Annotated in this window: 22 protein-coding genes and 3 pseudogenes; 11 read left to right on the top strand and 14 right to left on the bottom strand. The window is 60.9% G+C overall.

Features of this window, described 5'->3' with window-relative positions; translation table 11 throughout:
• Positions 1-23: 23 nt before the first annotated feature.
• Entirely contained in the window at positions 24-920 is an 897-nt protein-coding gene (nhaR, locus tag AC09SL_RS02005) for a transcriptional activator NhaR (RefSeq protein ID WP_058545629.1), read from the top strand.
• Here the strand turns inward: nhaR and AC09SL_RS02000 are convergent.
• On the bottom strand, positions 917-2,068 hold the full coding sequence (locus tag AC09SL_RS02000) for an MFS transporter (RefSeq protein WP_058545628.1): 1,152 nt from the start codon (positions 2,066-2,068) through the stop codon (positions 917-919). The genes nhaR and AC09SL_RS02000 overlap by 4 nt on opposite strands.
• A gap of 280 nt (positions 2,069-2,348) precedes the next feature.
• On the opposite strand from AC09SL_RS02000, the gene sstT reads away from it, so the two are divergent.
• Positions 2,349-3,581: a serine/threonine transporter SstT gene (sstT, locus tag AC09SL_RS01995; RefSeq protein ID WP_058545627.1), complete on the top strand. Its 1,233-nt coding sequence runs from the start codon at positions 2,349-2,351 to the stop codon at positions 3,579-3,581.
• Between the two features lie 137 nt (positions 3,582-3,718).
• On the opposite strand, the gene AC09SL_RS01990 is transcribed toward sstT, so the two are convergent.
• Positions 3,719-4,228 carry a DUF1993 domain-containing protein gene (locus AC09SL_RS01990; RefSeq protein WP_058545626.1) on the bottom strand — a complete coding sequence of 170 codons (510 nt, stop codon included), beginning with the start codon at positions 4,226-4,228 and terminating at the stop codon, positions 3,719-3,721.
• A gap of 130 nt (positions 4,229-4,358) precedes the next feature.
• Here AC09SL_RS01990 and AC09SL_RS01985 point away from each other — a divergent pair, with 130 nt between their 5' ends.
• The gene (locus tag AC09SL_RS01985) at positions 4,359-5,006 is read left to right on the top strand and encodes a YceH family protein (RefSeq protein WP_058545625.1); all 648 of its coding nucleotides are present in this window, start codon (positions 4,359-4,361) and stop codon (positions 5,004-5,006) included.
• A gap of 133 nt (positions 5,007-5,139) precedes the next feature.
• Here the strand turns inward: AC09SL_RS01985 and AC09SL_RS01980 are convergent, their stop codons facing one another.
• Positions 5,140-5,961: a shikimate 5-dehydrogenase gene (locus AC09SL_RS01980; protein WP_058545624.1), complete on the bottom strand. Its 822-nt coding sequence runs from the start codon at positions 5,959-5,961 to the stop codon at positions 5,140-5,142.
• A gap of 261 nt (positions 5,962-6,222) precedes the next feature.
• Between AC09SL_RS01980 and AC09SL_RS01975 the strand changes: the two genes are divergently transcribed.
• Complete coding sequence (locus AC09SL_RS01975) at positions 6,223-6,573, top strand: hypothetical protein (protein WP_058545623.1); 351 nt, start codon at positions 6,223-6,225, stop codon at positions 6,571-6,573.
• Positions 6,574-6,843: 270 nt separating this feature from the next.
• On the opposite strand, the gene AC09SL_RS01970 is transcribed toward AC09SL_RS01975, so the two are convergent.
• The 6 genes from AC09SL_RS01970 to AC09SL_RS01945 form a co-directional block, all read right to left on the bottom strand.
• Complete coding sequence (locus tag AC09SL_RS01970) at positions 6,844-8,364, bottom strand: nucleobase:cation symporter-2 family protein (RefSeq protein ID WP_058545622.1); 1,521 nt, start codon at positions 8,362-8,364, stop codon at positions 6,844-6,846.
• 123 nt (positions 8,365-8,487) lie between these two features.
• Entirely contained in the window at positions 8,488-9,312 is an 825-nt protein-coding gene (locus tag AC09SL_RS01965; RefSeq protein ID WP_058545621.1) for an arylamine N-acetyltransferase family protein, read from the bottom strand.
• A gap of 117 nt (positions 9,313-9,429) precedes the next feature.
• Positions 9,430-10,224, bottom strand: a complete 795-nt coding sequence (gene xth / locus AC09SL_RS01960) for an exodeoxyribonuclease III (RefSeq protein WP_058545620.1) — start codon at positions 10,222-10,224, stop codon at positions 9,430-9,432.
• Positions 10,225-10,293: 69 nt separating this feature from the next.
• Entirely contained in the window at positions 10,294-12,870 is a 2,577-nt protein-coding gene (locus tag AC09SL_RS01955) for a bifunctional diguanylate cyclase/phosphodiesterase (RefSeq protein ID WP_058545619.1), read from the bottom strand.
• 207 nt (positions 12,871-13,077) lie between these two features.
• Complete coding sequence (locus AC09SL_RS01950) at positions 13,078-14,649, bottom strand: sensor domain-containing diguanylate cyclase (protein WP_058545618.1); 1,572 nt, start codon at positions 14,647-14,649, stop codon at positions 13,078-13,080.
• A 376-nt stretch (positions 14,650-15,025) separates the two neighbouring features.
• A complete protein-coding gene (locus tag AC09SL_RS01945) occupies positions 15,026-15,685 on the bottom strand; it encodes a ribonuclease T2 family protein (RefSeq protein ID WP_058545617.1) in 660 nt (219 codons plus the stop codon).
• Positions 15,686-15,880: 195 nt separating this feature from the next.
• Here AC09SL_RS01945 and chrA point away from each other — a divergent pair, with 195 nt between their 5' ends.
• Positions 15,881-17,239 carry a chromate efflux transporter gene (chrA, locus tag AC09SL_RS01940; RefSeq protein ID WP_058545616.1) on the top strand — a complete coding sequence of 453 codons (1,359 nt, stop codon included), beginning with the start codon at positions 15,881-15,883 and terminating at the stop codon, positions 17,237-17,239.
• Here the strand turns inward: chrA and arsN2 are convergent.
• Entirely contained in the window at positions 17,236-17,667 is a 432-nt protein-coding gene (gene arsN2 / locus AC09SL_RS01935; protein ID WP_058545615.1) for an arsenic resistance N-acetyltransferase ArsN2, read from the bottom strand. The genes chrA and arsN2 overlap by 4 nt on opposite strands.
• Positions 17,668-17,798: 131 nt before the next feature.
• Here arsN2 and AC09SL_RS01930 point away from each other — a divergent pair.
• From AC09SL_RS01930 to AC09SL_RS01920, 3 genes and pseudogenes are all read left to right on the top strand, one after another.
• Positions 17,799-18,112 (top strand): annotated as a pseudogene (locus AC09SL_RS01930) (type II toxin-antitoxin system RelE/ParE family toxin).
• Between the two features lie 2 nt (positions 18,113-18,114).
• A complete protein-coding gene (locus tag AC09SL_RS01925) occupies positions 18,115-18,402 on the top strand; it encodes a helix-turn-helix domain-containing protein (protein WP_058545613.1) in 288 nt (95 codons plus the stop codon).
• 140 nt (positions 18,403-18,542) lie between these two features.
• Positions 18,543-19,031 carry a hypothetical protein gene (locus AC09SL_RS01920; RefSeq protein ID WP_058545612.1) on the top strand — a complete coding sequence of 163 codons (489 nt, stop codon included), beginning with the start codon at positions 18,543-18,545 and terminating at the stop codon, positions 19,029-19,031.
• Between the two features lie 46 nt (positions 19,032-19,077).
• Here the strand turns inward: AC09SL_RS01920 and AC09SL_RS01915 are convergent, their stop codons facing one another.
• The 3 genes from AC09SL_RS01915 to AC09SL_RS01905 all read right to left on the bottom strand — a co-directional run bounded on the left by AC09SL_RS01915 (position 19,078) and on the right by AC09SL_RS01905 (position 21,863).
• Positions 19,078-19,314: a hypothetical protein gene (locus AC09SL_RS01915; protein WP_175360461.1), complete on the bottom strand. Its 237-nt coding sequence runs from the start codon at positions 19,312-19,314 to the stop codon at positions 19,078-19,080.
• Between the two features lie 153 nt (positions 19,315-19,467).
• Positions 19,468-20,685 (bottom strand): MFS transporter, encoded by a 1,218-nt coding sequence (locus AC09SL_RS01910; RefSeq protein WP_058545610.1) that lies wholly within the window; start codon positions 20,683-20,685, stop codon positions 19,468-19,470.
• Between the two features lie 128 nt (positions 20,686-20,813).
• The gene (locus AC09SL_RS01905) at positions 20,814-21,863 is read right to left on the bottom strand and encodes an NAD(P)-dependent alcohol dehydrogenase (RefSeq protein ID WP_058545609.1); all 1,050 of its coding nucleotides are present in this window, start codon (positions 21,861-21,863) and stop codon (positions 20,814-20,816) included.
• 187 nt (positions 21,864-22,050) lie between these two features.
• Here AC09SL_RS01905 and AC09SL_RS01900 point away from each other — a divergent pair, with 187 nt between their 5' ends.
• The 3 genes and pseudogenes from AC09SL_RS01900 to AC09SL_RS01890 all read left to right on the top strand — a co-directional run.
• Positions 22,051-22,959, top strand: a complete 909-nt coding sequence (locus AC09SL_RS01900) for an AraC family transcriptional regulator (RefSeq protein WP_058542810.1) — start codon at positions 22,051-22,053, stop codon at positions 22,957-22,959.
• Positions 22,960-23,062: 103 nt separating this feature from the next.
• Positions 23,063-23,203, top strand: a pseudogene (locus AC09SL_RS01895) (AraC family transcriptional regulator); the annotation flags it as partial.
• Between the two features lie 103 nt (positions 23,204-23,306).
• Positions 23,307-23,447, top strand: a pseudogene (locus AC09SL_RS01890) (AraC family transcriptional regulator); the annotation flags it as partial.
• Between the two features lie 47 nt (positions 23,448-23,494).
• On the opposite strand, the gene cuyB reads toward AC09SL_RS01890, so the two are convergent.
• Positions 23,495-25,009 (bottom strand): cysteate racemase, encoded by a 1,515-nt coding sequence (cuyB, locus tag AC09SL_RS01885; RefSeq protein ID WP_064106773.1) that lies wholly within the window; start codon positions 25,007-25,009, stop codon positions 23,495-23,497.

Below are 25,009 nucleotides of genomic sequence, written 5' to 3'. Positions count from 1 at the left end.
TTTTTACGAATCCGCGTGAACCCATGCTCAATTATCGACAATTGCATTACTTCTGGGTGGTAGCGAAAACCGGCAGCATCGTGCGCGCGTGCGAGCAGTTGAGCCTGACCCCACAGACCATCAGCGGGCAGATCTCCCTGTTCGAGCAGACCTATAACATCAAGCTGTTTCGCCGCGTCGGACGACAGCTGGAACTGACCGAGGCCGGCCGCCAGACCTTGCCCTACGCCGAACACATGTTCCAGTTGGGCGGTGAGCTGGAATTGATGCTGCGAGCCCAGCCCAACGAGCAGCAAACCCTGTTTCGGGTCGGGGTGGCGGATGTGGTGCCCAAATCCATTGTCTACCGGCTGCTGGCGCCGACCATGGAGTTGAGTGAGCCGCTGCGCATCACCTGCCGCGAGGACAAGCTCGAACGGTTGCTGGCGGACCTGGCGATCCAGCGTCTGGACCTGGTGATTTCCGACAGCCCGATGCCAACTCACCTGGACATCAAGGGCTACAGCCAGAAGCTGGGGGAATGCGGGATCAGCTTTTTCGCCACCGCCGCGCTGGCCGAACGCTACGGGCCGGATTTTCCCCATGGCCTGCATGACGCTCCGCTGCTGATTCCCGGGCCGGAAACTGTCGTGCGCAGCCGCTTGCAGCGCTGGTTCGCCGAGCAACAGATCCAGCCGCGCATCATCGGCGAGTTCGACGACAGCGCATTGATGCAGGCCTTCGGTCAATCAGGCAGCGGGATTTTCATCGGCCCAAGCGTGATCGCCGAAGAGGTCAAGCGCCAATGCGGCGTAGAGGTGATTGGCCAGACCGATGCGGTGAGCGAATCCTTCTACGCCATTTCCGTGGAGCGCAAGGTCAGCCACCCTGGAATCGTCGCGATTGCCGAAGGCGCGCGTCGCGAGTTGTTCAGCGCTTAGCAGGTGACACGAGGTTTGAAGGTCATCAAAAGCAACGCCAGCAGGATCGATACGAAGATGAACCCGGCCGCCGCAAACCCGACACTGCCCAGGCCCAGGGTATCGATGACCCGGCCACCGACCATCGCCCCCAGGCCAATCCCCAGGTTGGCCCCGGCAATGTTCAACGAAGCGGCAAAGGCCGGGGCCTGCGGGGCCGCCTTCATCAGCCGCACATGGCTGACCAGGAACAAGGCCGCCTGGGTCACGCCCCAAATGCCCATCGCCGCCGCCAGCGCGAGAGGTGAATGAATGCTCGGCACCAACGCCACCATGCCGCCGATCAGGAACAGGCAGAACACCATCGACGCAATCAACGGATGCCGGTCCACCGCCCGACCGCCCAGGGAGTTGCCCAGCAGCCCGACGGCGCCGAAGCCCATCAGGCACCACCCCACCAGGGTGCCATCGAACCCGGCGAGGCGTTCGAGGATGTCCGCCAGATAGGTGTAGGCGGTGAACATGCCGCTGAACACCAGGATCGATAACAGCACATGCCCTTGCATCAACGGGCTGCGCAGGATCTTGAATTGCGAACGAAAGCTCACCTGATGCTGGTGCAGGTTGGTTTTCGGCAAGTAGATAAACAGCAGCAACGCCTTGGCGAAGGCGATGACTGCCAGGATCGCAAACGCGCTGCGCCAGCCAAACGCATCGGAAATCAACGTGCCCACGGGAATGCCGAACACCGTGGCACAGACGATGCCGAAGCCGATCCGGGCAATGGCCCGCCCGGCCAACTGGGGCCCGACAATGTCCACCGCCGTTTCGCTGGCCAGCGCCCAGAACACCGGCAGGCCCAGGGCCGGAATCAACCGGGCAACGGCCATCACCCAGATGTTGGGGGCGAAGGCAGCGAGCATGTTGGCCAGGCCGAACATCACCAGCACGCTGATAAACAACTTGCGCCGCTCGAAGCGGGCGAACCAGGCCGTCAGGAATGGTCCGAACGCCGCCACGGTAAACGCGAACAATGTCACCAGCAGCCCGGCCTGGGGAATGCTGACGTGCAGGTCGCGGGCGATGGAAGGTAACAGGCCAACGATGACGAATTCCGTGGTCAGCACGGTAAAACCGGCGGCCGACAACAGGAAAATGGGTAACAACATGCAGAACTCCGGCAAAACGACGACACCAGCGTCAGCCCAAGGGCTCGCTGGCGGATATAGAAAGGTGATGACGGCAAGCCTAACAGAATGCGTTCACCAGACAAAACGCGCTTGAACACCCGAGTGACGGATCGTCACAGGTCCGTCAGATTTTTCATCGGGCTGTGATAAAGTCCGCGGCCTGCAAACGCCGTACTTTCTCTCGGTCCGCTCATGTGGCCTGCCCGCTTGTTGCCCTGACTCGTCGACCGTCGCACACAATAAAATCAGAGATGCCGCTATGACAGCTTCGTCCGTTACCCCTATGCAACGCCTCAAACGCACCAGCCTGGTGACGCAAATCATCATCGGTCTGATCGCCGGTATCGTCCTGGCATGGCTGGCGCCCGACCTGGCCAAGTCCACCGAATTCATCGGCAAGGTCTTCGTGTCCGCGCTCAAGGCCGTGGCACCGATCCTGGTGTTCGTGCTGGTCATGGCCTCGATCGCCAACCACAAGCATGGCCAGCAAACCCATATCCGGCCGATTCTGTTCCTCTACCTGCTGGGCACTTTCGCCGCGGCGGTGGTCGCGGTGGTTGCCAGTACGCTGTTTCCATCCAGCCTCGTGCTGTCGACCCAAGACGTCGCGATCACGGCACCTGGCGGCATCAGCGAGGTGCTGCAAAGCCTGCTGCTGAGCGTGGTGGACAACCCGGTCCGGGCCCTGCTCAACGGTAATTTCATCGGCATTCTGGCCTGGGCCATCGGCATGGGCGTCGCCATTCGTCATGCCGGCCAGACCACCCGTACCGTGCTCGAAGACCTGTCCCACGGCGTGACTGTCATCGTGCGCGTGGTGATCCGCTTCGCCCCGCTGGGGATCTTCGGGCTGGTCGCCTCGACGCTGTCCACCTCCGGCTTCGGCGCGCTGCTCGGTTACCTGCACCTGCTCACCGTGCTGATCGGCTGCATGCTGTTCGTGGCGTTGGTGGTCAACCCACTGATCGTATTCTGGAAACTGCGTCGCAACCCCTACCCGCTGGTATTCACCTGCCTGCGCGAGAGTGGCATCACGGCGTTTTTCACCCGCAGCTCGGCGGCGAACATTCCGGTGAACCTGGAACTGAGCAAACGCCTGGGCCTGCACGAGGACACCTATTCGGTGTCGATCCCGCTGGGCGCGACCATCAACATGGCAGGCGCCGCCATTACCATCACCGTGCTGGCCCTGGCGGCCGTGCATACCCTGGGTATTGCAGTGGATATGCCAACGGCTGTGCTGTTGAGCATTGTGGCAGCCGTTAGCGCATGCGGCGCCTCCGGGGTGGCCGGCGGTTCGCTGCTGCTGATTCCCCTGGCGTGCAGCCTGTTTGGCATTCCCAGCGAAATCGCCATGCAAGTGGTCGCGGTAGGTTTCATCATCGGCGTCCTGCAGGACTCGGCGGAGACGGCGCTGAACTCGTCTACGGATGTGCTGTTCACGGCGGCGGCATGCCTGGGTGAGGAAGAGAAGCTCGCGCGTACGGCGTAACAACTGCGGTGGCTATTGGATTGTTATCGCGAGCAAGCTCGCGATAGCGGTGGCACATCGGCCAAGGATGTGCCAGACAGCCACAAAAAAGCCCGGGAACGGCCCACACCGTCCCGGGCTTTTTCATGCCTGCGGGGTTAGAACGCGCCCATGTAGTCGCGCTTGCCCACTTCCACGCCATTGTGGCGCAGCAAGGCGTAGGCGGTGGTGACGTGGAAGAAGAACTGCGGCAGGCCGTAGGTCAGCAGGTAGTTCTGGCCGCTGAAGCGCTTTTCCTTCGGCGTGCCTGGACGGGTAACGATTTCGATGCCTTCCTTGCCATCGATCTGCTCAGGGCGGATGCCGTCGATGAAAGCCAGGACCTTGGCGATCAAGGCTTGCAGCTCGGCGAACGTGGTCTCGCTGTCGTCATACTTCGGCACTTCGATCTCGGCCAGACGTGCAGACACACCTTTGGCGAAGTCCACCGCGATCTGCACCTGACGCACCAGCGGGAACATGTCCGGGTACAGGCGAGCTTGCAGGAAGGCGTTCGGGTCGATGTTCTTCGCGGTGGCGTGGGCTTCGGCCTTGTTCAGAACGTCGCTCAACGCGTTGAGCATCTGCTTGAAAACCGGGACGGAAGCGGCGTACAGGGAAATAGTCATGGCGATCTCTTGCAGGTGACAGGAAAGAATCAATCAAACGGCTGCGATTATAGCCACGGCGTGTTGCACGGCTTGTCTTTTATTGCGCAAGGATTAGGCTAGGCGGCTTCCACAGCATAGGGAACGCGCGATGAGCATTGAAGAACAACACCAGGCTGAAGAACCGCGGCTCAATAGCACGGAAATCCGCATCCTCGGCGCGCTGGTCGAGAAGCAGGCCACCAACCCCGAGACCTACCCGCTGACCCTCAACGCCCTGGTACTGGCCTGCAACCAGAAAACCAGCCGCGAACCGGTGATGAACCTCAATCCGGGCCAGGTCGGCCAGAGCCTGCGGGCACTGGAAGGTCGTGGCTTTACCAAACTGGTGATGGGCAGCCGCGCCGACCGCTGGGAGCATCGGGTCGACAAAGCCCTGGAGCTGGTACCCGCCCAGGTAGTCCTGATGGGCCTGCTGTTCCTGCGTGGTCCGCAAACGGTCAATGAGCTACTGACCCGTAGCGGGCGGATGCACGACTTCGAAGACGCCGAACAAGTGGTGCACCAACTTGAACGCCTGATCGCCCGTGGGCTGGCACTGCTGGTGCCACGCCAGGCCGGCCAACGCGAAGACCGCTATGTGCACGCCATGGGCGACCCGGCGGACATCGAAGCGATTCTCGCCGCCCGCCAGCACCCGGTGGAGCGCGGTGCCGGCAGCGGTGTCTCGCTCGAACGCATCGAAGAACTCGAAGCCCGGATCGCGGCCCTGGAAGAACGCCTGGCGCGGCTGGAATAATTGCTGGAATCGCCAGTAGCGCTGTGAGCTGTCGAGAGCAACGAGGCTGCGATCTTGTTCCAGACAATTGAGTCGAGAGCGAAAGATCAAAATCAAAAGATCGTCCGAACGCGGCCCGAGCCTTCGACAGCTGCTACATGGACCGGGCGAAGGCCACGGCTTTTTCAAATTGCTCCAGGTTGGGCCGCACGCCGGTGTACAGCACGAACTGTTCCAAGGCCTGGATCGCAATGACTTCCAGCCCGGTGATGACCTGTTTGCCTTCGGCCCGGGCGCGCACGATCAGTGGCGTTTCCGACGGGATCGCCACGACATCGAACACGGTCTCGGCCGTGGCGATGATCTGGGGCTCAAACGCCAACTGGTCGGCCTCCGGGCCGCCAGTCATGCCGATCGGCGTGACGTTGATCAGCATCTGTGGCCGTCGGGTACCCAGGTCAGCTTGCCATTCATACCCCAGGGACTCGGCCAGGGCCTGCCCGGCGGCTTCATTGCGGGCAACGATCAGCCCGTTCTTGTAGCCGCCATCGCGCAAGGCACTGGCCACAGCCTTGGCCATGCCGCCGCTGCCGCGCAGGGCAAAGGTCGATTCCTTGGGCACGGCGTGGCTTTGCAACAACTGGGCGATAGCGATGTAGTCGGTGTTGTAGGCCTTCAGATGGCCGTTGGTATTGACGATGGTGTTGATGGACTGGATCGCGGCGGCGGAAGGGTCCAGCTCGTCCACCAGGGCAATGCAGGCTTCCTTGAACGGCATCGACACGCCGCATCCACGAATACCCAGGGCGCGGATACCGCCCACGGCGCCAGGCAGGTCCTGGCTGCTGAACGCCTTGTAATAGAAATTCAGGCCCAATTGTTCATACAGGTGATTATGAAAGCGCAGGCCGAAGTTTCCGGGACGCCCCGATAACGACATGCACAATTGGGTGTCTTTGTTGGGATTGATCTGCATGCGTGTCTCCTTGCAATTCACTTTCGGACAGACGGAATCACCGCTGCGAAGGCTTTATTCGATGATGATACCGCCAGCCCCAGCCAGGTCTAAGGCGCCTGGATAACGCGGTGCGGTAAAGAAAAGCGCTACAGACCTTACACAATATTTACCCAACGGCGCCGCAAATCCTGAGAAAATCGTTGTCAGAGCAAGTATCCCCGCGACCCTCATCGGGTCTGTTGCAGACCACAAGCGTCGGGGCCGAAACGAGGAACAGCCATGAATCGTAAACTTCCCATCATCGCCCTGCTCATGGGGGCACTCGCGGTCACCGGCCAGGCATCCGCCCACGGTCGTGGTGGTTGGGAGGGGCCCGCAGTGTTTGGCGCCATTGTCGGTTCGGCCATCGTTGGCTCGGCCCTCATCAACCGTGATCGTCCGGTGTATGTGCAGCAACCGGTCTACGTCCAGCCACAGCCGGTCTATGTGCAACAACCACCGCCGGTCTATTACCAGCCACAGCCGGTTTACGTGGAGCGGCCGATCTACTATCGCCCAGCGCCGGTGTATTACGGGCCACCACGAGGCTACTACTATGGCCCGCCTCGTGGTCATTACGGTCGCTGGTAATCAGCCTCCCGCGTGCTACAAAAAAGCCTGTGATCAATGATCACAGGCTTTTTTGTATTCGCTGGCTAACCCTGTGGCGAGGGCGCCTGCTCCTGGTCTACGCCGTAGAAGCTATGTAGGAGCTATGTAGGAGCTGTTGAGTGCAACGAGGCTGCGATCTTTCCCCAGACACTTGAATCTCAAGCGAAAGATCAAGATCAAAAGATCGCAGGCTTCGCCAGCTCCTACAGAGCCCAGCGGGACCAAGCTCCCCTCGCCACGGTGTACTCGTCAGACGTGCTCGCTGCTTTTGAGTCGTACCGGCGCATGCTCCGCCGCCCCGTGAACAGGCTCAGCCACCACGGGAATCTCGTTGCCATCGCAGTCGTGCAGCTTGCCATCGCTGAAGTAATCACCTTCACGCAGCGCAGCCAGGTCCTGGTAGCGCAGCACCCGCTCGGTGCCAGCGGCAAAAACCGATTGCTGGTCGGAGTTGCCCGCGGTGAAGTGGTTGAACGCCAGGTTCAGCGTGATCGCCATGATTGCCGAAGAACTGATGCCCGAATGAAAGATGGTCGCAAACCAGCTCGGGAAGTGGTCATAGAAGTTCGGTGCGGCGATAGGAATCATGCCAAAGCCAATGGAGGTGGCGACGATGATCAGGTTGACGTTGTTGCGGTAATCGACCTTCGACAGCGTGCGAATACCACTGGCAGCCACCGTACCGAACAGCACGATGCCGGCACCGCCCAGTACCGAGGTCGGCACCGCCGCGATCACCCGGCCCATGAACGGCAGCAGGCCGAGCACCACCAGGAATACCCCGCCAGTCGCCACTACGAAACGGCTCTTGATCCCGGTCACCGCCACCAGCCCGACGTTCTGGGCAAAGGCACTCTGGGTAAAGGAGCCGAAGATCGGCGCGATCATGCTCGACAGCATGTCGGCCCGCAAACCGTTGCCCAGACGCCTGGAGTCGACTTTGGTGTCGATGATCTCGCCCACGGCCAGGATGTCGGCGGAGGTTTCCACCAGGGTCACCATGATCACAATGCACATCGACAGGATCGCGGCGATGTGGAAAGTCGGCATACCGAAATGGAACGGTGTCGGGAAGCCGAACATCGGGCCTTGGCTGACCGATGAGAAGTCCGCCATGCCGAGGAACACGGCGATGACAGTACCAATGACCATCGCCAACAAAATCGACAACCGCGAGATGGTTGCATTGCCCATTTTGCTCAGCACAAGCACCAGCACCAGGGTCACCGCGGCCAGGCCGATGTTGGCCATGCTGCCGAAATCAGCGGCGTGGCTGTTACCTCCCATGGCCCATCGCGCCGCCACCGGCATCAGGGTCAGGCCGATGGTGGTGATCACGATGCCAGTGACCAGTGGCGGAAAGAACCGGGTGATGCGGGAAAACACCGGGGTGATCAGCAGACCAATCAGGGACGCGGCGATCACCGCGCCGAGGATGGCTTGAAAGCCGCCCTCCCCGCCGCTGCCGACAATCGCCACCATGGTCGCGACGCCCGAGAACGATACGCCCTGCACCAAGGGTAACTGGCAGCCGAAAAACGGCAGGCCGAGGGTTTGCAGCAACGTTGCCAGGCCCCCCGCGAACAATGACGCGGCAATCAACAGACCGATGTCCGCGGGCGAGAGCCCGGCCGCCTGGCCGATGATCAATGGCACGGCGACGATGCCACCGTACATGGTCAACACATGTTGCAGGCCGTAAGCCATATTCGCGCCGACGCCAAGGTTTTCGTCCTCGGGCCGTGGGAGTGAAACATGGGGCGTTTTCATGGTTCGGGGATTCCCTGTTTTTTGTTATGGGCACACTGTATTCAAAACTCAGGACAAATGTCCATAGAGTTGTATACAACTTGTTGCCATTCGCAGGAACAGGATCCCCCGGCCAACTGTTTTCTATGCCTGGAGCAACCCCACGATCGCCGGCTGCAACAGCTCGCGCGGCGGTACGCGCAAGCCAAATTCTTGTTCCAGCAAGTCGATCAACTCATCGGTGTCGGTGATCAACCGGCGCTCGCTTTCCTGCCCCATCCGGTGCACCGCATAGCTGTTGCCGTTCAGGGTCTTGCGCAGCCCATCGCCGGTGCGGGCGACCATCAACCGCCCCATGAACGGGGACTCCGGGTGGCTGCTGACGTACCAATTACCGAGGGTGTAGTCGATGTCTTCCTGGCGTTGCAGATCGAACAAGTACATCGGCCGCCATTCGTCGGCGACGTTGGCGCGCAACAGGTAACCGTCCGCATGGGTATCGATGCGGTACGGCTCATGGGGCGTGACTTGTGCTTCACGGCTGTCCAGCAGCAACGGCGCAGTGGGCACCATGCCACCAAAGCCGACGTCGGTGATGTAGCGCACACCGTCGAACGTCACCAGGCTCAGCCGATGGGTTCGGGCAGCCCAGGTGCCTTCGGGCGCGTTCATCACCACGCGCCCGGTGATGCCGCGAGCGTCGAAACCCAGCTCCTGCAACAACGCCAGGAACAATTGGTTGAGTTCATAGCAATAGCCGCCGCGCCCTTGTTCGAAAATTTTTCGTTCGACCGATTCAAGATCGATGGGCACGGGTTGACGCAGCAACGTCGACAGGGTTTCAAAAGGGAATTCGGCGGTATGGCGCCCTTGCAGTTGACGCAACGTGTCGAGGGTCGGCGCTGGGGGGGCGTCGAAACCCAGGCGCCGCAGATAGCGGGCCGTGTCGCTCAGTTGGGGATGACTCATGAGGGGTGTCCTTTTCCAGGGTCGGCGCTGCGCTCACGACAAGCGCACGGCTATTGGCCGCCAGATATAAGGCATTCCCCTCACAGAGACAACAATCGACCCAGATGCCTCGCCTGGTCACAGCCGCTTGCGTGACGCCAGCCGGATCCACGTAGGCGCATGGTCGCTGGGGTGGGGTTGGTTCCGGACCCAGGCGTCCACACCGGCCTCGCTCAGGTAGGCGCTGGCCACCGGGTTGAGCAGCAGGTGATCGATGCGCAGCCCGGAGTTTTTCTGCCAGTGCTGGCGAAAGTAATCCCAGAAGGTGTAGATCCGCTCGTCCGGATACAGGTGGCGCAACGAATCGGTCCAGCCCTGGTCCAGCAGCCGCTGGTAGCACGCGCGGCTTTCGGGCTGTAACAGCGCATCCTTGAGCCAGGAGCGCGGGTTGTAGATGTCCATGTCGGTGGGCACCACATTGTAGTCACCGGCCAGCACCACGGGATGATCACTGGCCTGCAACCCTTGGGCGTATTCAATGAGCCGTTCGAACCACGCCAGCTTGTAGTCGAACTTCGGCCCCGGTTGGGGGTTGCCGTTGGGCAGGTACAGGCAGCCCACCAGCACGCCATGCACCGCCGCCTCCAGATAGCGACTGTGACTGTCATCCTCCCCGCCGGGCAGGCCTCGGCGGCTCTCCAGCGGCTGCGCGTCACGGGCCAGGATCGCGACACCGTTCCAGGACGCCTGCCCATGCCAGATCGCCCCATACCCCACCGACTCCAGCTCCGCCGCCGGGAAATCCTTGTCCACGGCCTTGAGCTCCTGCAAGCAGGCAATGTCGGGCTTTTCCCGCTCCAACCATTCCAGCAGGTTGGGCAGCCGGGCCCGGATGCCATTGATGTTGAAGGTCGCGATCCGAAGGTTTTTCATAGCGCCAGAACTCGAAAGGCCAAGTCACAGTTGAGACCGACAAACGGGCTGGGTGGTTGCAACAGGTTTTCAGGAACCCGTTTTCGACAAGGGCTGGCCTTTCTCCAACAAGCGCGCAAAGGCTTGCTTGTCGATCGGCCGGCTGAGGAAATAACCCTGCACTTCGTGGCATTGGTCCGAGCCCAATGAACCGAGCTGGGCCAGGGTCTCCACGCCCTCGGCAGTCACAGTCAGCCCCATGGCCTTGCCCAGGTTGATGATCGCTTGTACCACGGCGCGGTCGTTGCTGCTGTTGCTCATCGAAGCAATGAAGCGCTTGTCGATCTTGATGCCATCGAATGGATAGGTGCGCAGATAACCGAGGGACGAATAACCGGTACCGAAATCGTCCATGTTCAAGCGCACGCCCAGCTCCTTGAGGGCATTCATGACCTGCAGAGCGCCATCAACGTCATTGAGCATCACGTTTTCAGTGATCTCCAGTTCCAGGCGACTCGCCGGGAAACGGGTTTCGACCAACACCTGTCGCACATCCTCCACGACATCGCTGCGCTCGAACTGCGCCGGTGACAGATTCACCGAGACCATCAATTGTCCCGGCCACGTCAGTGCGGTTTCGCAGGCCTCGCGCAATACCCATCGCGAAAGCGGGACAATCAGGTCGGTTTGCTCGGCCAATGGGATGAAGGCGTCGGGGCTCAACAAGCCTTGGGTCGGATGCTGCCAGCGAACCAACGCCTCGACCGCCACGATCTCCCGACCATCGACGGTGTAGCGCGGCTGGAAATGCAGGACGAATTCGTTTTTCTTCACAGCCTGGCGCAGGTCGCTTTCCAGTTGGCGCCGGTGCTGGATCTGATCGTTCATCTGCGAGGCGAAATAGCACCAGGTTTTCTTGCCCTCGGACTTGGCCTGGTACAAGGCAATGTCAGCGCAGCGGATCAGTTCTCCGGGCACATAACCCTGGCGACGGCTGACAGCGATACCAATGCTGGCGCCGATGTGCAACGAATGGGTTTCGTAGAGGATCGGCTGCTGCAGGCTGTCGATCAGCCGCTCACAGAATCGATCGATCTCAGTGGTGTGCTCCATCCCGTTGAGCACCAACACGAACTCGTCTCCCCCCAGGCGCGCCACCAGGTCTTGCTCACGGGTGCAGTCGCGCAGTCGCTGGGCCACTTCCAGCAGCACCGCGTCGCCGGCCGGGTGGCCGAGGGAGTCGTTGATCGGCTTGAAGTTGTCCAGGTCGACCATCAGCAAGGTCAGCGGCGCGGAATGCTCCTTGGCCACCAGCGCATCATCCAGGTGCCGCGCCAACTTGTTACGGTTCGGCAGGCCGGTCAGCGCATCGTGCATCGACAGATGCTGGACCTGGGCATGGGCCGCCACTTCATCGGTGATGTCGCTGGCGGTGCCGCGATAACCCACCACCTCGGTCTTGTTGTAGATCGGGCGTGCCGATACACGGCAGAAGCGCAATTGCCCGGAGTAATCGCGGTAGGAACAGCGCAAGTTGCTGTTGTTCTGTTCCTCCGTCAACTTGCCCAGCCAGAGGGCAATCGGCGTGGTGTCGCAATACAGCAGTTGCTCGATGTCCTGCCCCAGCCATTGCTGGTCGGAAAAACCGGTGACCGTATTGAAACGCCCCGACAGATAAGTGATGCGTTGCTGGCCGTCGATTTCCCATATCCAGTCGGAGGCCGCCTCGGCCACGGCCCGGAAGCGCTCTTCGCTGGCCTCGAGGGCATGCGCCGACTGTTCCAGGCTGTCGTAACTGGCGTCCACATGCCGTGCCGTGCGCAATGCATAGCGAAAAAAGTAGGCAGTCAGCAGTGCCAGAATCAGCAATGCACCACCCAACGGCGGCACCAGAGACCAGAGCAATTGCTGGCCCGGTCGCTCCAGGCGCGACACCAGACTAAAGCCAGTACTGTCCAGCGGCACCGCCGGCTGGCCGGGCTCAAGCGCGGTGTCTTTCTTGAGATTCAAGTCGGTGAGGCCATAACTCTTGCCCAGCTTGCGCAGCTTGACGGGCGTCAGTTGGTCGACGAACAGCAGGACCGAGGTGCCTTTGGACTCGACCTGGGGCCGTTCGTCGTTGGGCAGAATCACCGAAGCCGTGACGATGGCCGGCCAGCCCTCGAACAACGTGTAGCGGATCGTCGACTTTGTCAGGTCAGGCTGCGCCTGGAGCTGGTCCACCAGGTCCGTCAGCGGCGCATTCATATAAACCGCAGCTTCATCCTGGACATTGCGCCCGCGCACCACGGCATATTTGGTGCGTTGCCGATCAATGACAAACACACCCTCGTATTCATCATTGGTGAACAGGGTCTTGCCCATGTTCTGTTCGGTGTAGGCCCATTGCACGTCGACCTCGCCGTTGAGGTGGTCGTAGGCCGTGGTCCAATAGGCGTAACTGGCGATGTAGTTTTTTGAGGCGGTGATGCGATTCTCGAGGGCGCGCTCGATATAGAAATGCGTCTTGCGCACATCCTCGGCGTCCAGCTTTTGCGCAATATTGAACAATGCGGCAACCGCCACCAGGACGCCCAGGACAAACATCGCCCCGAGCGCCACGACCAGGCGACGGGTAATCGGTGTGTGACGCGCAGTGTTCGAAGGGCTATCGGCAGTGGAATCCATTGACCTGCTCCTATCCTGTCAACGCTGGCTTCGGTGTCGAGAACGGTGAGATCCAGAGCCAGTCGTGTTCCCAACCTTAGCACCCGCTACCTGATCGGTTGGCGAGCCCACGGCTTTTTGCGAAAGAACCTACGCACCTCGTGTATGCCGCCAGCGCAGTGTCTGAACAATGGACCGTGACACGTTGCCGATGATTCCAACCGATCTTCAACGATCCGAGCGCGCCAGCGTATCGAGCCCACTTTCCGTCGATAACACCGCCACACGGTTGCGGCCGCTGTGCTTGGCCTGGTAAAGCGCCGCATCGGCCCGCTGGATGAAGACCTCGATGCTGTCCAGGCTGCTGGGCACAAAGGCATAGCAGCCCAGGCTCACCGTGAGGTAGCCGGTCGGGGAACCGGAATGGGTGATGTGCTTGTCGATGACGCTGCGGCGGATCTGCTCGGCCAACGCCATGGCCCCCGAAATATTGGTATCGGGCAACAGGACCGCAAACTCTTCGCCGCCATAACGCACCGCCAGATCGGCCTTGCGATGACAGCAGCTCTTGAGCACCTTGGCCACTTCCGCCAGGCAATGATCGCCTGCCACGTGCCCATAGGCGTCGTTGTAGCGCTTGAAGCAATCGATATCGAGCATGATCAGGCTCAAGGGGCTGCGCTGACGAGCACCCCGGCCGAACTCAATGTCCAGGGCCCGTTCGAACAGACGCCGGTTCGCCAGCCCGGTGAGGCTGTCATGGGTGGCAATCAGCTCCAACGCTTCTTGAGCCTTGCGCAAGTCCGCCTCGATCCGTTCGCTGGTACGTACCTGGCGCACGAATACCCAGCCGAACAAGCAAATGCCCAGCACCACCAGGCCGACAATGAGGCTGGATTGGAAAGCCCTGTCATGCCACCCCGCCAGGATCGCATCTTCAGACATCGCGGCAGTGACCACCAGCGGATAAGCCTGCAGATGTTGGTGCCCATACAGCCTGACGACACCGTCGAAGGCCGAACGAATGAGTGCATCGCCAGACATCCCGCTGGCCAGGGCATGGTTGTAAATACTTTCCTGGGCCAACGGGTGACCGATCCGCCCCTCATCGAAGGGGCGATGGGCCAAGAGTGTCCCGTCAGACAAAGCCAGGGCCATCTCGCCTTGCTCATCCAGGCTGAAGCTTTTGAAGAATCGGTCGAAGTACGACATTTTGATGCCGGCCATCAACACGCCTTGGAAGTGGCCATCCTGATCATTCAAACGCCGGGAAACGGGAATGATCCATTCGCCGTTTTGCCGGCTGCGGATCGCCGGGCCGATATGAGCGACCAAGGAGGCATTCTGTTGATGGAAAGCAAAATACTCCCGATCCGCCACCCCCGCGCCCCTGTGCAGGTCGTCAAAGGAGGTCACCACCCAGTGACCGTGCTTGTCGAACAGGAACAGGCCATGCAATTGCTCAAGCGATTGCACACGTCGGGCAAAGGTTTGCTGCAAGCGCGGTTGTACGGCGGGGCCGAGGCCATCTATTTGGATCCAATCTGCCAGACTGGCCAACACCAGATCAGCCTGGAGGAAGGTGTCCTGGGCCTGCTGGGCCATGGCCCGGGTCAGGGTCGCCGAAGCGACGCGGGCCGACTCCAGGTCGTGACTGCGCGACTGCTGCAGTTGCAGGTAAAGCAAACCGCACAGGCACAGGCACACCGCCGCGATAAACGTAACCGCTGCCTTGAGCAACGGCAGGCGCTTCAAGGCACCACCCGGGACATGGAAAGGATCGAAAATAGGGATAGGCAAGCGAATTCCTGAAGGGGGCAAAACATGAGCGAATTCGCTCAAAGCCCCTAATATTCGTGAGCTTAGCCTACCGCTTGTGAGGCGGCAATTTGCCTTTGCAGCAGAGCCGATGGGTGGCTGCAGTGGATCCAAAAACCCGCCCAGGAGCCAACAAAAATACCCTCATCAGAACGATGAAATTACCCATGTAGGAGCTGCCGAAGGCTGCGATCTTTTGATCTGATCTGATCTTTCACTTGGGATTCAAGTGTCTGGGGAAAGATCGCAGCCTCGTTGCACTCGACAGCTCCTACACAGCTCCTACACAACTCCTACACAGCTCCTACAGCGCAGCCGAGCGGGAGCCAGGTCCCTTGCCAGGGTCAGGTTGCCGCTCTCACCGTACCGGCGGCACCCGGATCTCCCCGGCTCGGCATTGTGTCCTGACGCCCCTGCCACACGCGGCGAACTCTAAATCCTTGTCCATGCACACCCGCACTTCCGACAGTTGCGGCCCGCTGCAAATCACCGCAATGCCGTCAGGCCCGATGCCTGGATTGCTTTGGCGAAACAACCGGACAATTTCATCCGCCTGGAAATAATACGAGGAATTGAACGGCTGCAACTGCGATGGAATTTTCACCGCGCCCAAGGCTTTGTCGGCAACCTCCAGGTAGCCCATGGCGCCCAAGCCGCTGCAAGTGCCGTGTTTGTACCACTCATGCGCCATCAACTTGCGAGTAGGAAACAAGGCCAACCCCTTCTTCTGCTCCGCCGCCGTCAACGGCACCTGGGGCGCACAGGATTGCGGCCAGCCGCCGCGGGTGTATTGCGGCCAGAGGCCATGGAGCACAAAGCCGTAGCCTTTGCCGGAACACTGCGCATCCGCCTGGTGAGTCAGGCAGAACGTCGGTGACCAGGACAGCGCCAGCAAATAGTAGTCGAACACCCCGGCCACGGATTGCGCCCGTGCGTCACCGGACTGGCGGGCATTGGCCGCGCCCATGGAACCCAATGCCAGTACGATCAGCACGACAATGGCAAGACGTTGTTTCATTGACCCACTCCTTGGGGCGATTGTGCGAAAGCGCAATGATCCGGCGATGATTGTTTCAACCTTGTGTTTCAACTGTTTGAAGGGCTGTTTTTTACAAGCAAACCTTTTTACAAGCAAACCTTGCCGGGGGGCTATCCAAATTGCGTAACGCCCCATACCGTAGATCGCCTTTGACTTCTACGTGCCCCGTCCCCCATGAGCAAACCGACCCCAACCGACGACGAACAGCCCCTGACCAGACCCGTCGCCGTCAGCCTGCGCGTGGCTTTCTGGTTCTGGCTCAAACTGGGCTTCATCAGCTTCGGCGGCCCTGCGGGGCAGATCTCGATCATGCATCAGGAGCTGGTAGAGCGCCGACGCTGGATTTCCGAGCGACGATTCCTGCATGCGCTTAATTACTGCATGTTGCTGCCGGGGCCAGAGGCCCAGCAACTGGCCACGTACCTGGGTTGGCTGATGCACCGAAGCTGGGGCGGGGTGATCGCCGGGGCGCTGTTCGTGCTGCCTTCGCTGTTCATTCTCATCGCATTGTCCTGGCTGTACGTCGCCTTTGGTGAAGTGCCGGTCGTGGCGGGCATTTTCTATGGCATCAAGCCGGCCGTGACGGCAATCGTCGTGCATGCCGCCCACCGGATCGGCTCCCGCGCACTCAAGAACAATTGGCTGTGGGCGATCGCCGCGGCGTCGTTCACCGCAATATTTGCCTTCAACGTGCCCTTTCCGCTGATCGTGCTGGGTGCCGCCCTCATCGGTTACCTGGGCGGTCGCTGGATACCGGAAAAATTCAGCCTGGGCGGCCATGATGGCAAGCACCAATCCTTCGGCCCGGCATTGATCGACGATGACACCCCGCCCCCGGACCACGTACGGTTCAGCACCTTCAGGCTCGCCCGGCTGGCGATCATCGGCGTCCTGTTGTGGACATTGCCAATGGGCCTGCTGACCGCGGTGTTCGGCTGGGAAGGCACGCTGACGCAAATGGCCTGGTTCTTCACCAAGGCTGCATTGTTGACGTTCGGCGGCGCCTATGCGGTTTTGCCCTACGTGTACCAGGGTGCCGTCGGACACTTCGGCTGGCTGACGCCGACACAGATGATCGACGGCCTGGCCCTGGGCGAAACCACCCCCGGGCCGCTGATCATGGTCGTGGCCTTCGTCGGTTTCGTCGGAGGCTACGTGATGCAGGTGTTTGGTCCCGAACAGGCCTTTCTCGCCGGGGCCGTCGCGGCCACGCTGGTGACCTGGTTCACGTTCCTGCCCTCGTTCCTGTTCATCCTGGCCGGCGGCCCGCTGGTGGAATCGACGCACAACATGCTGAAATTCACCGCGCCACTGACGGCGATCACCGCGGCGGTGGTCGGGGTGATCCTCAACCTGGCGTGCTTCTTCGGTTACCACGTACTCTGGCCCAACGGTTTTGCCGGTGCCCTGGACTGGCCGTCGGCAATCATCGCCATCGGGGCGGCCGTTGCGCTGTTTCGCTACAAGCTGGGGGTGATCCAGGTGTTGCTGGCGTGCGGGCTGGCTGGGCTGGCGGTGCACCTGCTGCGCTAGACGAGGCGTTTGCTCAGGTACGTCGCCGAGGCCGGGCACAAGGTTTTGAATTGGGCCGTCGCACTGATCGAAGCAGGCGCCAGCGAGCGGTCCCCCGCCTGATAGCCCTGGCCGGTAAAAAACGCAGCGGCGCTGTCGGTCAGCAGATGGAGCCGTTCTACACCCTCACGTTTGGCAAACGCTTCGATAGCGGCCAGCACCGCCGCGCCAGCACCCTTGCCCCGCTGCCCCTCAAGGACAACCAGTGAGCGCAGCAACCGGTCAGCCCCCTCCCCCTCGATGCCACCAAACGCCACAACAACATCTTGGTGGCTGAAGCTGAAGAACTGTCGACCGGGATACGTCAGGTCGTCCACGGGAAGACCGGCCAGGGTGAGCGCATCGCGCAACGGTCCCAGGTCGTTATTGCTCAGTGTTGTCATGCGCATGGTTGGTGCTCGGTCCTGTGTCCTGTCCTGATCATCGGGGCATTCCCGAATTTGGTTACAACTCACGGGGTGAATCGGAAGGTGAAGTTCAATAGGATTGCTCAAAAGTAAGCCACTGGCGTACATTAGCAATGATTTTTATTGAAACTCCAATTTTACCCGGCGAGTCAAAGAACTGATGGATGACGATGATTTCGCTGTCCTACAGAAACTATTGGTCTGCAACCCCTCCGCTGGTGATGTTATGGAAGCCACCGGGGGGATCCGAAAGATCCGCATCGCAGCCAAAGGCCATGGCAAACGGGGTGGGGCCAGGGTGATCTACTACCACTTCGTCCATGCTTCGCGGATCGCGCTGTTGATGATATACCCGAAAAATGAACAGCAAGATTTGACTGTCGATCAACGCAAAGCATTGAAAATGATTGTCGAGCACTGGAGATAACCATGAGCAAATTTTTCGATGAGCTGATGGAAAGCGTACAACAGATGGATGAAATCGTTCGAGGCGAGCGCCAGCCGTCCCGGGAGTTCATCGTCGATGCGTTGCAGGTGAAAGAAATACGCAAGGCTACCGGCCTGACCCAAGCCAAATTTGCAGCACTGATCGACGTCCAATTGGGCACGCTTCGCAATTGGGAGCAAGGACGACGCGAGCCAACCGGTCCCGCTAAAGCGCTGTTGCGGGCGATTCATAATGATCCGAAACACGTGATCAGCGCCTTGGCAGTTTAAGCGTTACCGAAATGAACAGAACCTCTCAGGCACCGCTTCCATGTTGTGAAGGCGCTTGCTCCCCCACCCCATGACCCAGCGCAAATGAACACCCCAGCCCATCAGCTAAGCTCAACCTATCATCACGACAGGGAATCGACATGAGCAAGGCAGACGAGCTAGCGGCCAAACTGAGGAAAACCCAGCAAACCCGCGCCGATACCGACAACTGCGCCGACCTGGCGATCGAGCACTGGCCCGCCCAGGTCTACGAACTGTATCGCCAGATCGAAATCTGGTTGGCGCCCGTGTGCGAGGCAGGCCTGGACATTCGGCGTAACCCCACCCATGTATTTGAAAGTCATTCCAGCGGTTCGACGTACAGCTACGCCATCGATCAACTGGTGATCGAAGGCAATCACCAGCGCATTTCATTCGACCCGATTGCGCGTTTCTCGTCCAAGGGCGAAGGCTGCATTGAAGTCCATATGAAGGGGCAGGAACACTGCATCGTGCGCACACTCGGCGAACATGGTGAATCGCTCTGGCATCTCCAGGCACTGCGCCTGTCCGCACAACCGCATCCTGAACCCGCCATGCTGGACGAGGACACCTTGCTCGCGCTGGTAGAGCAAGGCCTGGGGCTTTAACGCAAATGGGCGACCCTTGAGGTCGCCCATTTCGTTGGAGAACACACTAGAACTGCGGTGCTGATTCGAGTGTTGGATCGTTCCCGGGCACCGGTGGCGTCAGTTCTTGCGCCGGTCTGCCCACGAGTTTATGCAAGGCATTGTCGATTTCGTCAGCCGCACCTTGCGCGTATCGGGTATCCGCCCAGCTCCAGTACGGATCGGAGATCAGCCCGCCCACGGCGTGTGCACACAGTTCATCGCTGTTGATCCCCCTCTTCCCGGCGGCGGCGATAACGGCCATAAGGGCTTGCTCTAATTGGGAAATTCGCTCGGTAGTCACAATCAACCAACGTGATGGATAACAAACCAAGAGCATAACAAGCCATCAATATGCCACCAACCTGAAGCGCCCAACGGTCGTCCTTTCAACCTTCTTTGGCTTACACGGCTCGCCTCAACCCACCGAGCCATAGGGCGTTGCTTGCGTAGCCGATGAAGATTCCCGGAGCGCTGACCGAGCAGCCAGCACCGCAAGAACAGCGGCAACGCCCAACACCGCCGCGCTGGTTTCAAAGGTCGCGCGATAGCCACTCAGGTCGAACAGAAGGCCACCCACTGTCGCGCCCGCGGCGATGGCGAGTTGGACGATCGCCACCATCAGGCCGCCGCCGGCTTCGGCATCTTCCGGCAGCGTCCGCGAAAGCCAGGTCCACCAACCTACGGGCGCCGCCGTGGCCACCAAGCCCCAAAGGCCGAGCAGGACGGTCGTGATCGTTACCGAGCCACCGAACACCACCAGGGCAATGGCAATCGCGGCCATCAACAGCGGGATGACGATGAGCGTCCGATAGAGGTTGTTTTTCAAGCAGGCGCCGATCAGGAAGGTGCCCAGCAAACCCGCCACACCGATCACCAGCAACATGAAGGACAGCATGGAAACGTTCACCTGCGTCACCGTTTCAAGGAACGGTCGCAGGTAGGTGAACAACATGAACTGGCCCATGAAAAACGTGCTGACCGCCAGCATGCCGAGTGCGACCGGTGCCCGGGTCATCAACTTGAAGACATTGGTGCTGCCCTGCTTCCCCTGCGAAGGCATGGAGGGCAGGCGTAACAGCAGCCAGACCAGGGCGATGGCGGCGACGGGCACGATGCAGAAAAACGCGCCACGCCAACCGATGATCGCCCCCAGGAAACTGCCCAGCGGCGCAGCGACCACCGTCGCCAAGGCATTGCCGCCATTGACGATGGCCAGTGCCTGCGGAACCTGATCGTCCGGCACAAGCCGCATGGCGGTGGCTGCCGACAGCGACCAGAAGCCGCCAATCGCCACGCCGATCAACGCGCGACCGAGCATGAATACCGCATAGTTTGGTGCAAACGCCGCCACGGTGCCTGAAACGATCATCAGCAATGTCAGCCCCAGAAGGAGCCATTTGCGGTCGACCCGGGCGGCGAGCGATGCGATGAACAGGCTGGTGATCAGCGCAAAGGCGCCAGAGACGGCAATGCCTTGGCCGGCCTGCCCTTCGCTGACGTGAAGATCGGCCGCTACCGGCGTCAGCAAGCTGACTGGCATGAACTCCGAGGCAACGAGCACGAATGCGGCGAGGGCCATGGCAAGCACCGCGCCCCAGGCGGGCTGGCCTTGTGGCAAGGGGTTATCGGTCATTGGAGGACAATCCTGTGTTTCTTGTGTGGGAGCGAGCTTGCTCGCGATGACGGCAGCTCATCCAACATCACCGTCTCTGGCAGACCGCTTTCGCGAGCAGTTGGCAAGCGGGCCGTTGACGTCTGTCTTCAGCCGGCCAAAGTCGCGTTATCGATCACGAAGCGATACTTCACATCGCCCTTGAGCATGCGTTCGTAGGACGCGTTGATCTGCTCGGCCCGGACCAGTTCGATGTCGGCGACGATGCCGTGCTCTGCGCAGAAATCGAGCATCTCCTGGGTCTCGGGGATGCCGCCGATCATCGACCCGGCCAGGGTGCGCCGCTTCATGATCAGGTTGAAGACATTCGGCGAAGGATGCGCAGTTGCCGGGGCGCCCACCAGGGCCATCGTGCCGTCGCGCTTGAGCAGCACCAGCAACGCGTCCAGATCGTGAGGGGCCGCCACGGTGTTCAAGATGAAATCGAAACGCTTGGTGTGCGCGGCCATTTCTTCAGCATTGCGCGACACGACGACCTCGTCGGCCCCCAACTGCCTGGCATCCTCACGCTTGGACTCGGACGTGGTGAATGCCACGACGTGAGCCCCCATCGCATGGGCGAGCTTGATGCCCATGTGGCCCAGGCCGCCGATGCCGACCACACCAACCTTCTTGCCCGGCCCGACGTTCCAGTGGCGCAACGGCGAATAGGTGGTGATGCCTGCGCAAAGCAGCGGCGCGACGGCGGCAAGCTGGGCTTCGGGGTGACGAATGCGCAACACGTAGCGCTCATGCACCACGATGTTTTGCGAATAACCGCCCAGCGTCCAACCGGGTTCATCCGGGGTTGGGAAGTTGTAGGTCCCGATCATCCCGTCACAATAGTTTTCCAGGCCGCTGTCGCAGTCGTCACAGTGCTTGCAGCTGTCGACAATGCAGCCAACGCCCACCAGGTCGCCGGTCTTGAAGCCGGACACATGGGCGCCGACCGCCGCGACCCGGCCGACGATTTCGTGACCCGGCACGCAAGGAAACTGGGTACCCGCCCACTCGGCACGCACCTGGTGCAGGTCCGAATGGCAGATACCACAAAAAGCGATGTCGATCCGGACGTCATGCGCGCCCGGCATGCGACGGGTGATCTGCAGGGGCTCAAGGGGCTTGTCGCCCGCGTGAGCGCCATAGGCTTGTACACGCATCAGAAGACTCCTTGCTGGTTTGAGTGAGGTTGTATCTTCAGGGCTAGGCCCGGCCGGCCGGTAGTGCATTACGCTGAGATGCTTGCCTGATCCTATGAGTGTTTCTATCGCGGTATAGGCAGCGCTTCGCTTGGCGAGTTAATGTTCTGCCTATAGCGCTTGAGCCGAGATGACATCCGGAACCGACATGGCCACCCAACGCAGATCCGTACAAGAGACTCTGGCCGCTATCATCGGCGCCCGGACCTCACACCCGGGCGACTTTGAAACGCCCATCGCCGGCCTCGTCTTCTTTCGGCGTGACGCCCCGGCGCCGCCGGTGATTTGCATGATCGAACCGAGCATCGTGCTGGTGGCCCAAGGCGAGAAGCAGGTGTGGATCGGAGGCGAAGCCTATGGCTACGACACCGGGCGGTTCCTCATGACCTCCCTGGACATCCCGGCCAATTCCGAGGTGATGCAGGCCAGCCCCGAACAGCCCTGCCTGGGCCTGGTCCTGAGGCTCGACTTGCGCATGGTGGCCGATCTTATCGCCCAAGGCAGCCTGTCGCCGCCGCGTGATCGAGCAGTCGGGATCGGCGCGGGAATCGGCACCGCGACACCCGACCTGCTGGCGCCGTTCGCACGCCTGCTGGGGTTGCTGGATGAACCCGAAGCGATCCCCATACTCGCGCCGTTGATCCAGCGTGAGATTCACTACCGGCTGCTGCTCAGCGACCAGGCCGCCCGGCTGCGGCAGATCGTTTCGGTCGATAGCCAGGGCTACCGGATCGCCAAGGCCATCGACTGGTTGAAATTGAACTACACCGAACCCGTGCGCGTAGACGACCTCGCCGCGCGGGTGCAAATGAGTGCGCCGACGTTTCACCACCACTTCCGCCAGCTCACGGCGATGAGCCCGCTGCAATACCAGAAGTGGCTGCGGTTGAACGAAGCAAAACGCTTGATGCTCAACGAGCACGTGGACGTGGCGAGTGCGGCCTTCAAGGTGGGTTATGAAAGCCCTTCCCAGTTCAGCCGCGAATACGCCCGCTTGTTTGGCGTGCCGCCCAAGCGCGACATTGCGGCATTGCGCGGGCCGGCCAAGGCGGTTTGATTCATCAGTGGGAGCAAAGCTTGCTCGCGATGCAGGCACCTTGGCCTTCGGGAGACCGCGTCAGCTTCATCGCGGGCAAGCCTTGCTCCCACAGAGCGGTGCCGAGCACGTGGACGTGGCGAGTGCGGCCTTCAAGGTGGGTTATGAAAGCCCTTCCCAGTTCAGCCGCGAATACGCCCGCTTGTTTGGCGTGCCGCCCAAGCGCGACATTGCGGCGTTGCGCGGGCCGGCCAAGGCGGTTTGATTCATCCGTGGGAGCAAAGCTTGCTCGCGATGCAGGCACCTTGGCCTTCGGGAGACCGCGTCAGCTTCATCGCGGGCAAGCCTTGCTCCCACAGAGCGGTGCCGAGCACGTGGACGTGGCGAGTGCCGCCTTCAAGGTGGGTTATGAAAGCCCGTCCCAGTTCAGTCGCGAATATGCCCGCTTGTTTGGCGTGCCGCCCAAGCGGGACATTGCGGCATTGCGCGGGCCGGCCAAGGCTGGTTGATTCATCCGTGGGAGCAAAGCTTGCTCGCGATGCCGTTACCTTGGCTTTCAGGAGACCGCGTCGGCTTCATCGCGGGCAAGCCTTGCTCCCACAGAGCCATGCCTCTGCGCCAACGCAACGCACCTCTGCGCCAGGATCATCGTCGGATCAACCAGCGCCACCCTGTGCCCACGGATGTCGAACGCCTCGCAATGCGCCAGCACCAGCGGCAACTCCGTGCACCCCAGGATCAACACCCCCGCCCCCAGCTCGCACAAATGCTCGGCCGCCAGCAACAGTTGCTCCTTGCAGAGCCCCTGCGTGAAGCCAGCCTTGATACCGCGCGGTCCGTAGATGGCGTCCATGACCATCGCCTGATAATCGACACCTGGCGTGAGCACCTGAAGCCCGGCATGGCGCGCCGCCTGGTGATAGACCTGGCTCTGTACAGTACCGGAAGTCGCCAGCAGGCCAATCGCCTTGCCCGAACCATAGGTGCGCGCGATCCACTCCACGGTCTCGCTCAGCATGTTCACGATGGGCACCCGTAGGTGCGCCTGGATGCGCTCGACGAAGGCATGGGCGGTATTGCAGGGAATCGCAATGGCATTGGCGCCGGCACTTTCGAGACGTTTGCACGTGGCATACATCGCCATCGTCGGATCGGTCTCATCGCGCAGCAGATTGGCCGTCCGATCGGGTATCTGCGGGTTCTGCTCGACCACCATCTTGATGTGGTCCTGGTCCTTTCCCGCTGGGGTACTGGCCACCACCTTGGCCATGAAGTCCACCGTGGCGGCAGGCCCGACGCCCCCCACGATGCCCAGCTTGAACGGTGGGCGCCTGGGTTGCTGGTCCAGCGTTGCAAAGTCGGCGTAGATCTCATTGATGTCCAGCACGGTTATCCCGCGACGCTGCAAGTCGGCGCAGACGAGGGAAAGTTCGGTCATGCCCGGCAGGATCACCGTCGCACCCTGGGCCTGCAACGAGAGGCACGCCTGGTAGACCGCTTCAAGCGGCACGCCTTCGAGGTGACCGTCCTTGATGCCGTTGAGGCCGTACATCGCCTCCATCAACCCCGCTTGAGCGTCTGCGTCGAGGTAAACAATCTGGAAGTCTTTGCCGAAATGTCGCTCGAACAATCCGCAATGGCGCACGAAGTCGGAGGCGATCACCCCCAACGTCGTCTGGGGCGGCACCGTGTGGCTGACGTGCCGGGTCAAGGCGGCCATCATGTCCAGCACGGGAATGCCCAACTCCTCCTCGATTTCAGCGCGAAAGGTATGGCTGGCGAAGCACGGGAGCATCACCGCATCGAAGCCACTGTCCTCGAACGACTTGCACACCTGGAACACATAGAACTTGCGCGACGTCATGCTCGCGCCCTGGTCCAGCGGCAACAGCACGTCCTTGAACGGGTGCTGCTCGAACAGGAAATGGTAGCGCCCCTGATCCTCGAGCACCGCCCGGGACTTGACCAGCTTGTAGAACAGATCGCCCCCGGCCAGTGACCCAAGCCCACCGACGATACCCAACTTGCGAACCACAGAGGCCTTGTGGCTCGACTTCACTTTAGCCTTCAT

It is taken from the genome of Pseudomonas sp. PF05, assembly GCF_056521845.1.
This window is presented reverse-complemented; position numbering and strand designations above follow the sequence as displayed.

Coding starts and splice junctions, on each gene's coding strand:
- nhaR (WP_058545629.1), top strand. CDS start 24: ATGCTCAATTATCGACAATTGCATTACTTCTGGGTGGTAGCGAAAACC.
- AC09SL_RS02000 (WP_058545628.1), bottom strand. CDS start 2,068: ATGTTGTTACCCATTTTCCTGTTGTCGGCCGCCGGTTTTACCGTGCTG.
- sstT (WP_058545627.1), top strand. CDS start 2,349: ATGACAGCTTCGTCCGTTACCCCTATGCAACGCCTCAAACGCACCAGC.
- AC09SL_RS01990 (WP_058545626.1), bottom strand. CDS start 4,228: ATGACTATTTCCCTGTACGCCGCTTCCGTCCCGGTTTTCAAGCAGATG.
- AC09SL_RS01985 (WP_058545625.1), top strand. CDS start 4,359: ATGAGCATTGAAGAACAACACCAGGCTGAAGAACCGCGGCTCAATAGC.
- AC09SL_RS01980 (WP_058545624.1), bottom strand. CDS start 5,961: ATGCAGATCAATCCCAACAAAGACACCCAATTGTGCATGTCGTTATCG.
- AC09SL_RS01975 (WP_058545623.1), top strand. CDS start 6,223: ATGAATCGTAAACTTCCCATCATCGCCCTGCTCATGGGGGCACTCGCG.
- AC09SL_RS01970 (WP_058545622.1), bottom strand. CDS start 8,364: ATGAAAACGCCCCATGTTTCACTCCCACGGCCCGAGGACGAAAACCTT.
- AC09SL_RS01965 (WP_058545621.1), bottom strand. CDS start 9,312: ATGAGTCATCCCCAACTGAGCGACACGGCCCGCTATCTGCGGCGCCTG.
- xth (WP_058545620.1), bottom strand. CDS start 10,224: ATGAAAAACCTTCGGATCGCGACCTTCAACATCAATGGCATCCGGGCC.
- AC09SL_RS01955 (WP_058545619.1), bottom strand. CDS start 12,870: ATGGATTCCACTGCCGATAGCCCTTCGAACACTGCGCGTCACACACCG.
- AC09SL_RS01945 (WP_058545617.1), bottom strand. CDS start 15,685: ATGAAACAACGTCTTGCCATTGTCGTGCTGATCGTACTGGCATTGGGT.
- chrA (WP_058545616.1), top strand. CDS start 15,881: ATGAGCAAACCGACCCCAACCGACGACGAACAGCCCCTGACCAGACCC.
- arsN2 (WP_058545615.1), bottom strand. CDS start 17,667: ATGCGCATGACAACACTGAGCAATAACGACCTGGGACCGTTGCGCGAT.
- AC09SL_RS01925 (WP_058545613.1), top strand. CDS start 18,115: ATGAGCAAATTTTTCGATGAGCTGATGGAAAGCGTACAACAGATGGAT.
- AC09SL_RS01920 (WP_058545612.1), top strand. CDS start 18,543: ATGAGCAAGGCAGACGAGCTAGCGGCCAAACTGAGGAAAACCCAGCAA.
- AC09SL_RS01915 (WP_175360461.1), bottom strand. CDS start 19,314: ATGGCCGTTATCGCCGCCGCCGGGAAGAGGGGGATCAACAGCGATGAA.
- AC09SL_RS01910 (WP_058545610.1), bottom strand. CDS start 20,685: ATGACCGATAACCCCTTGCCACAAGGCCAGCCCGCCTGGGGCGCGGTG.
- AC09SL_RS01905 (WP_058545609.1), bottom strand. CDS start 21,863: ATGCGTGTACAAGCCTATGGCGCTCACGCGGGCGACAAGCCCCTTGAG.
- AC09SL_RS01900 (WP_058542810.1), top strand. CDS start 22,051: ATGGCCACCCAACGCAGATCCGTACAAGAGACTCTGGCCGCTATCATC.
- cuyB (WP_064106773.1), bottom strand. CDS start 25,009: ATGAAGGCTAAAGTGAAGTCGAGCCACAAGGCCTCTGTGGTTCGCAAG.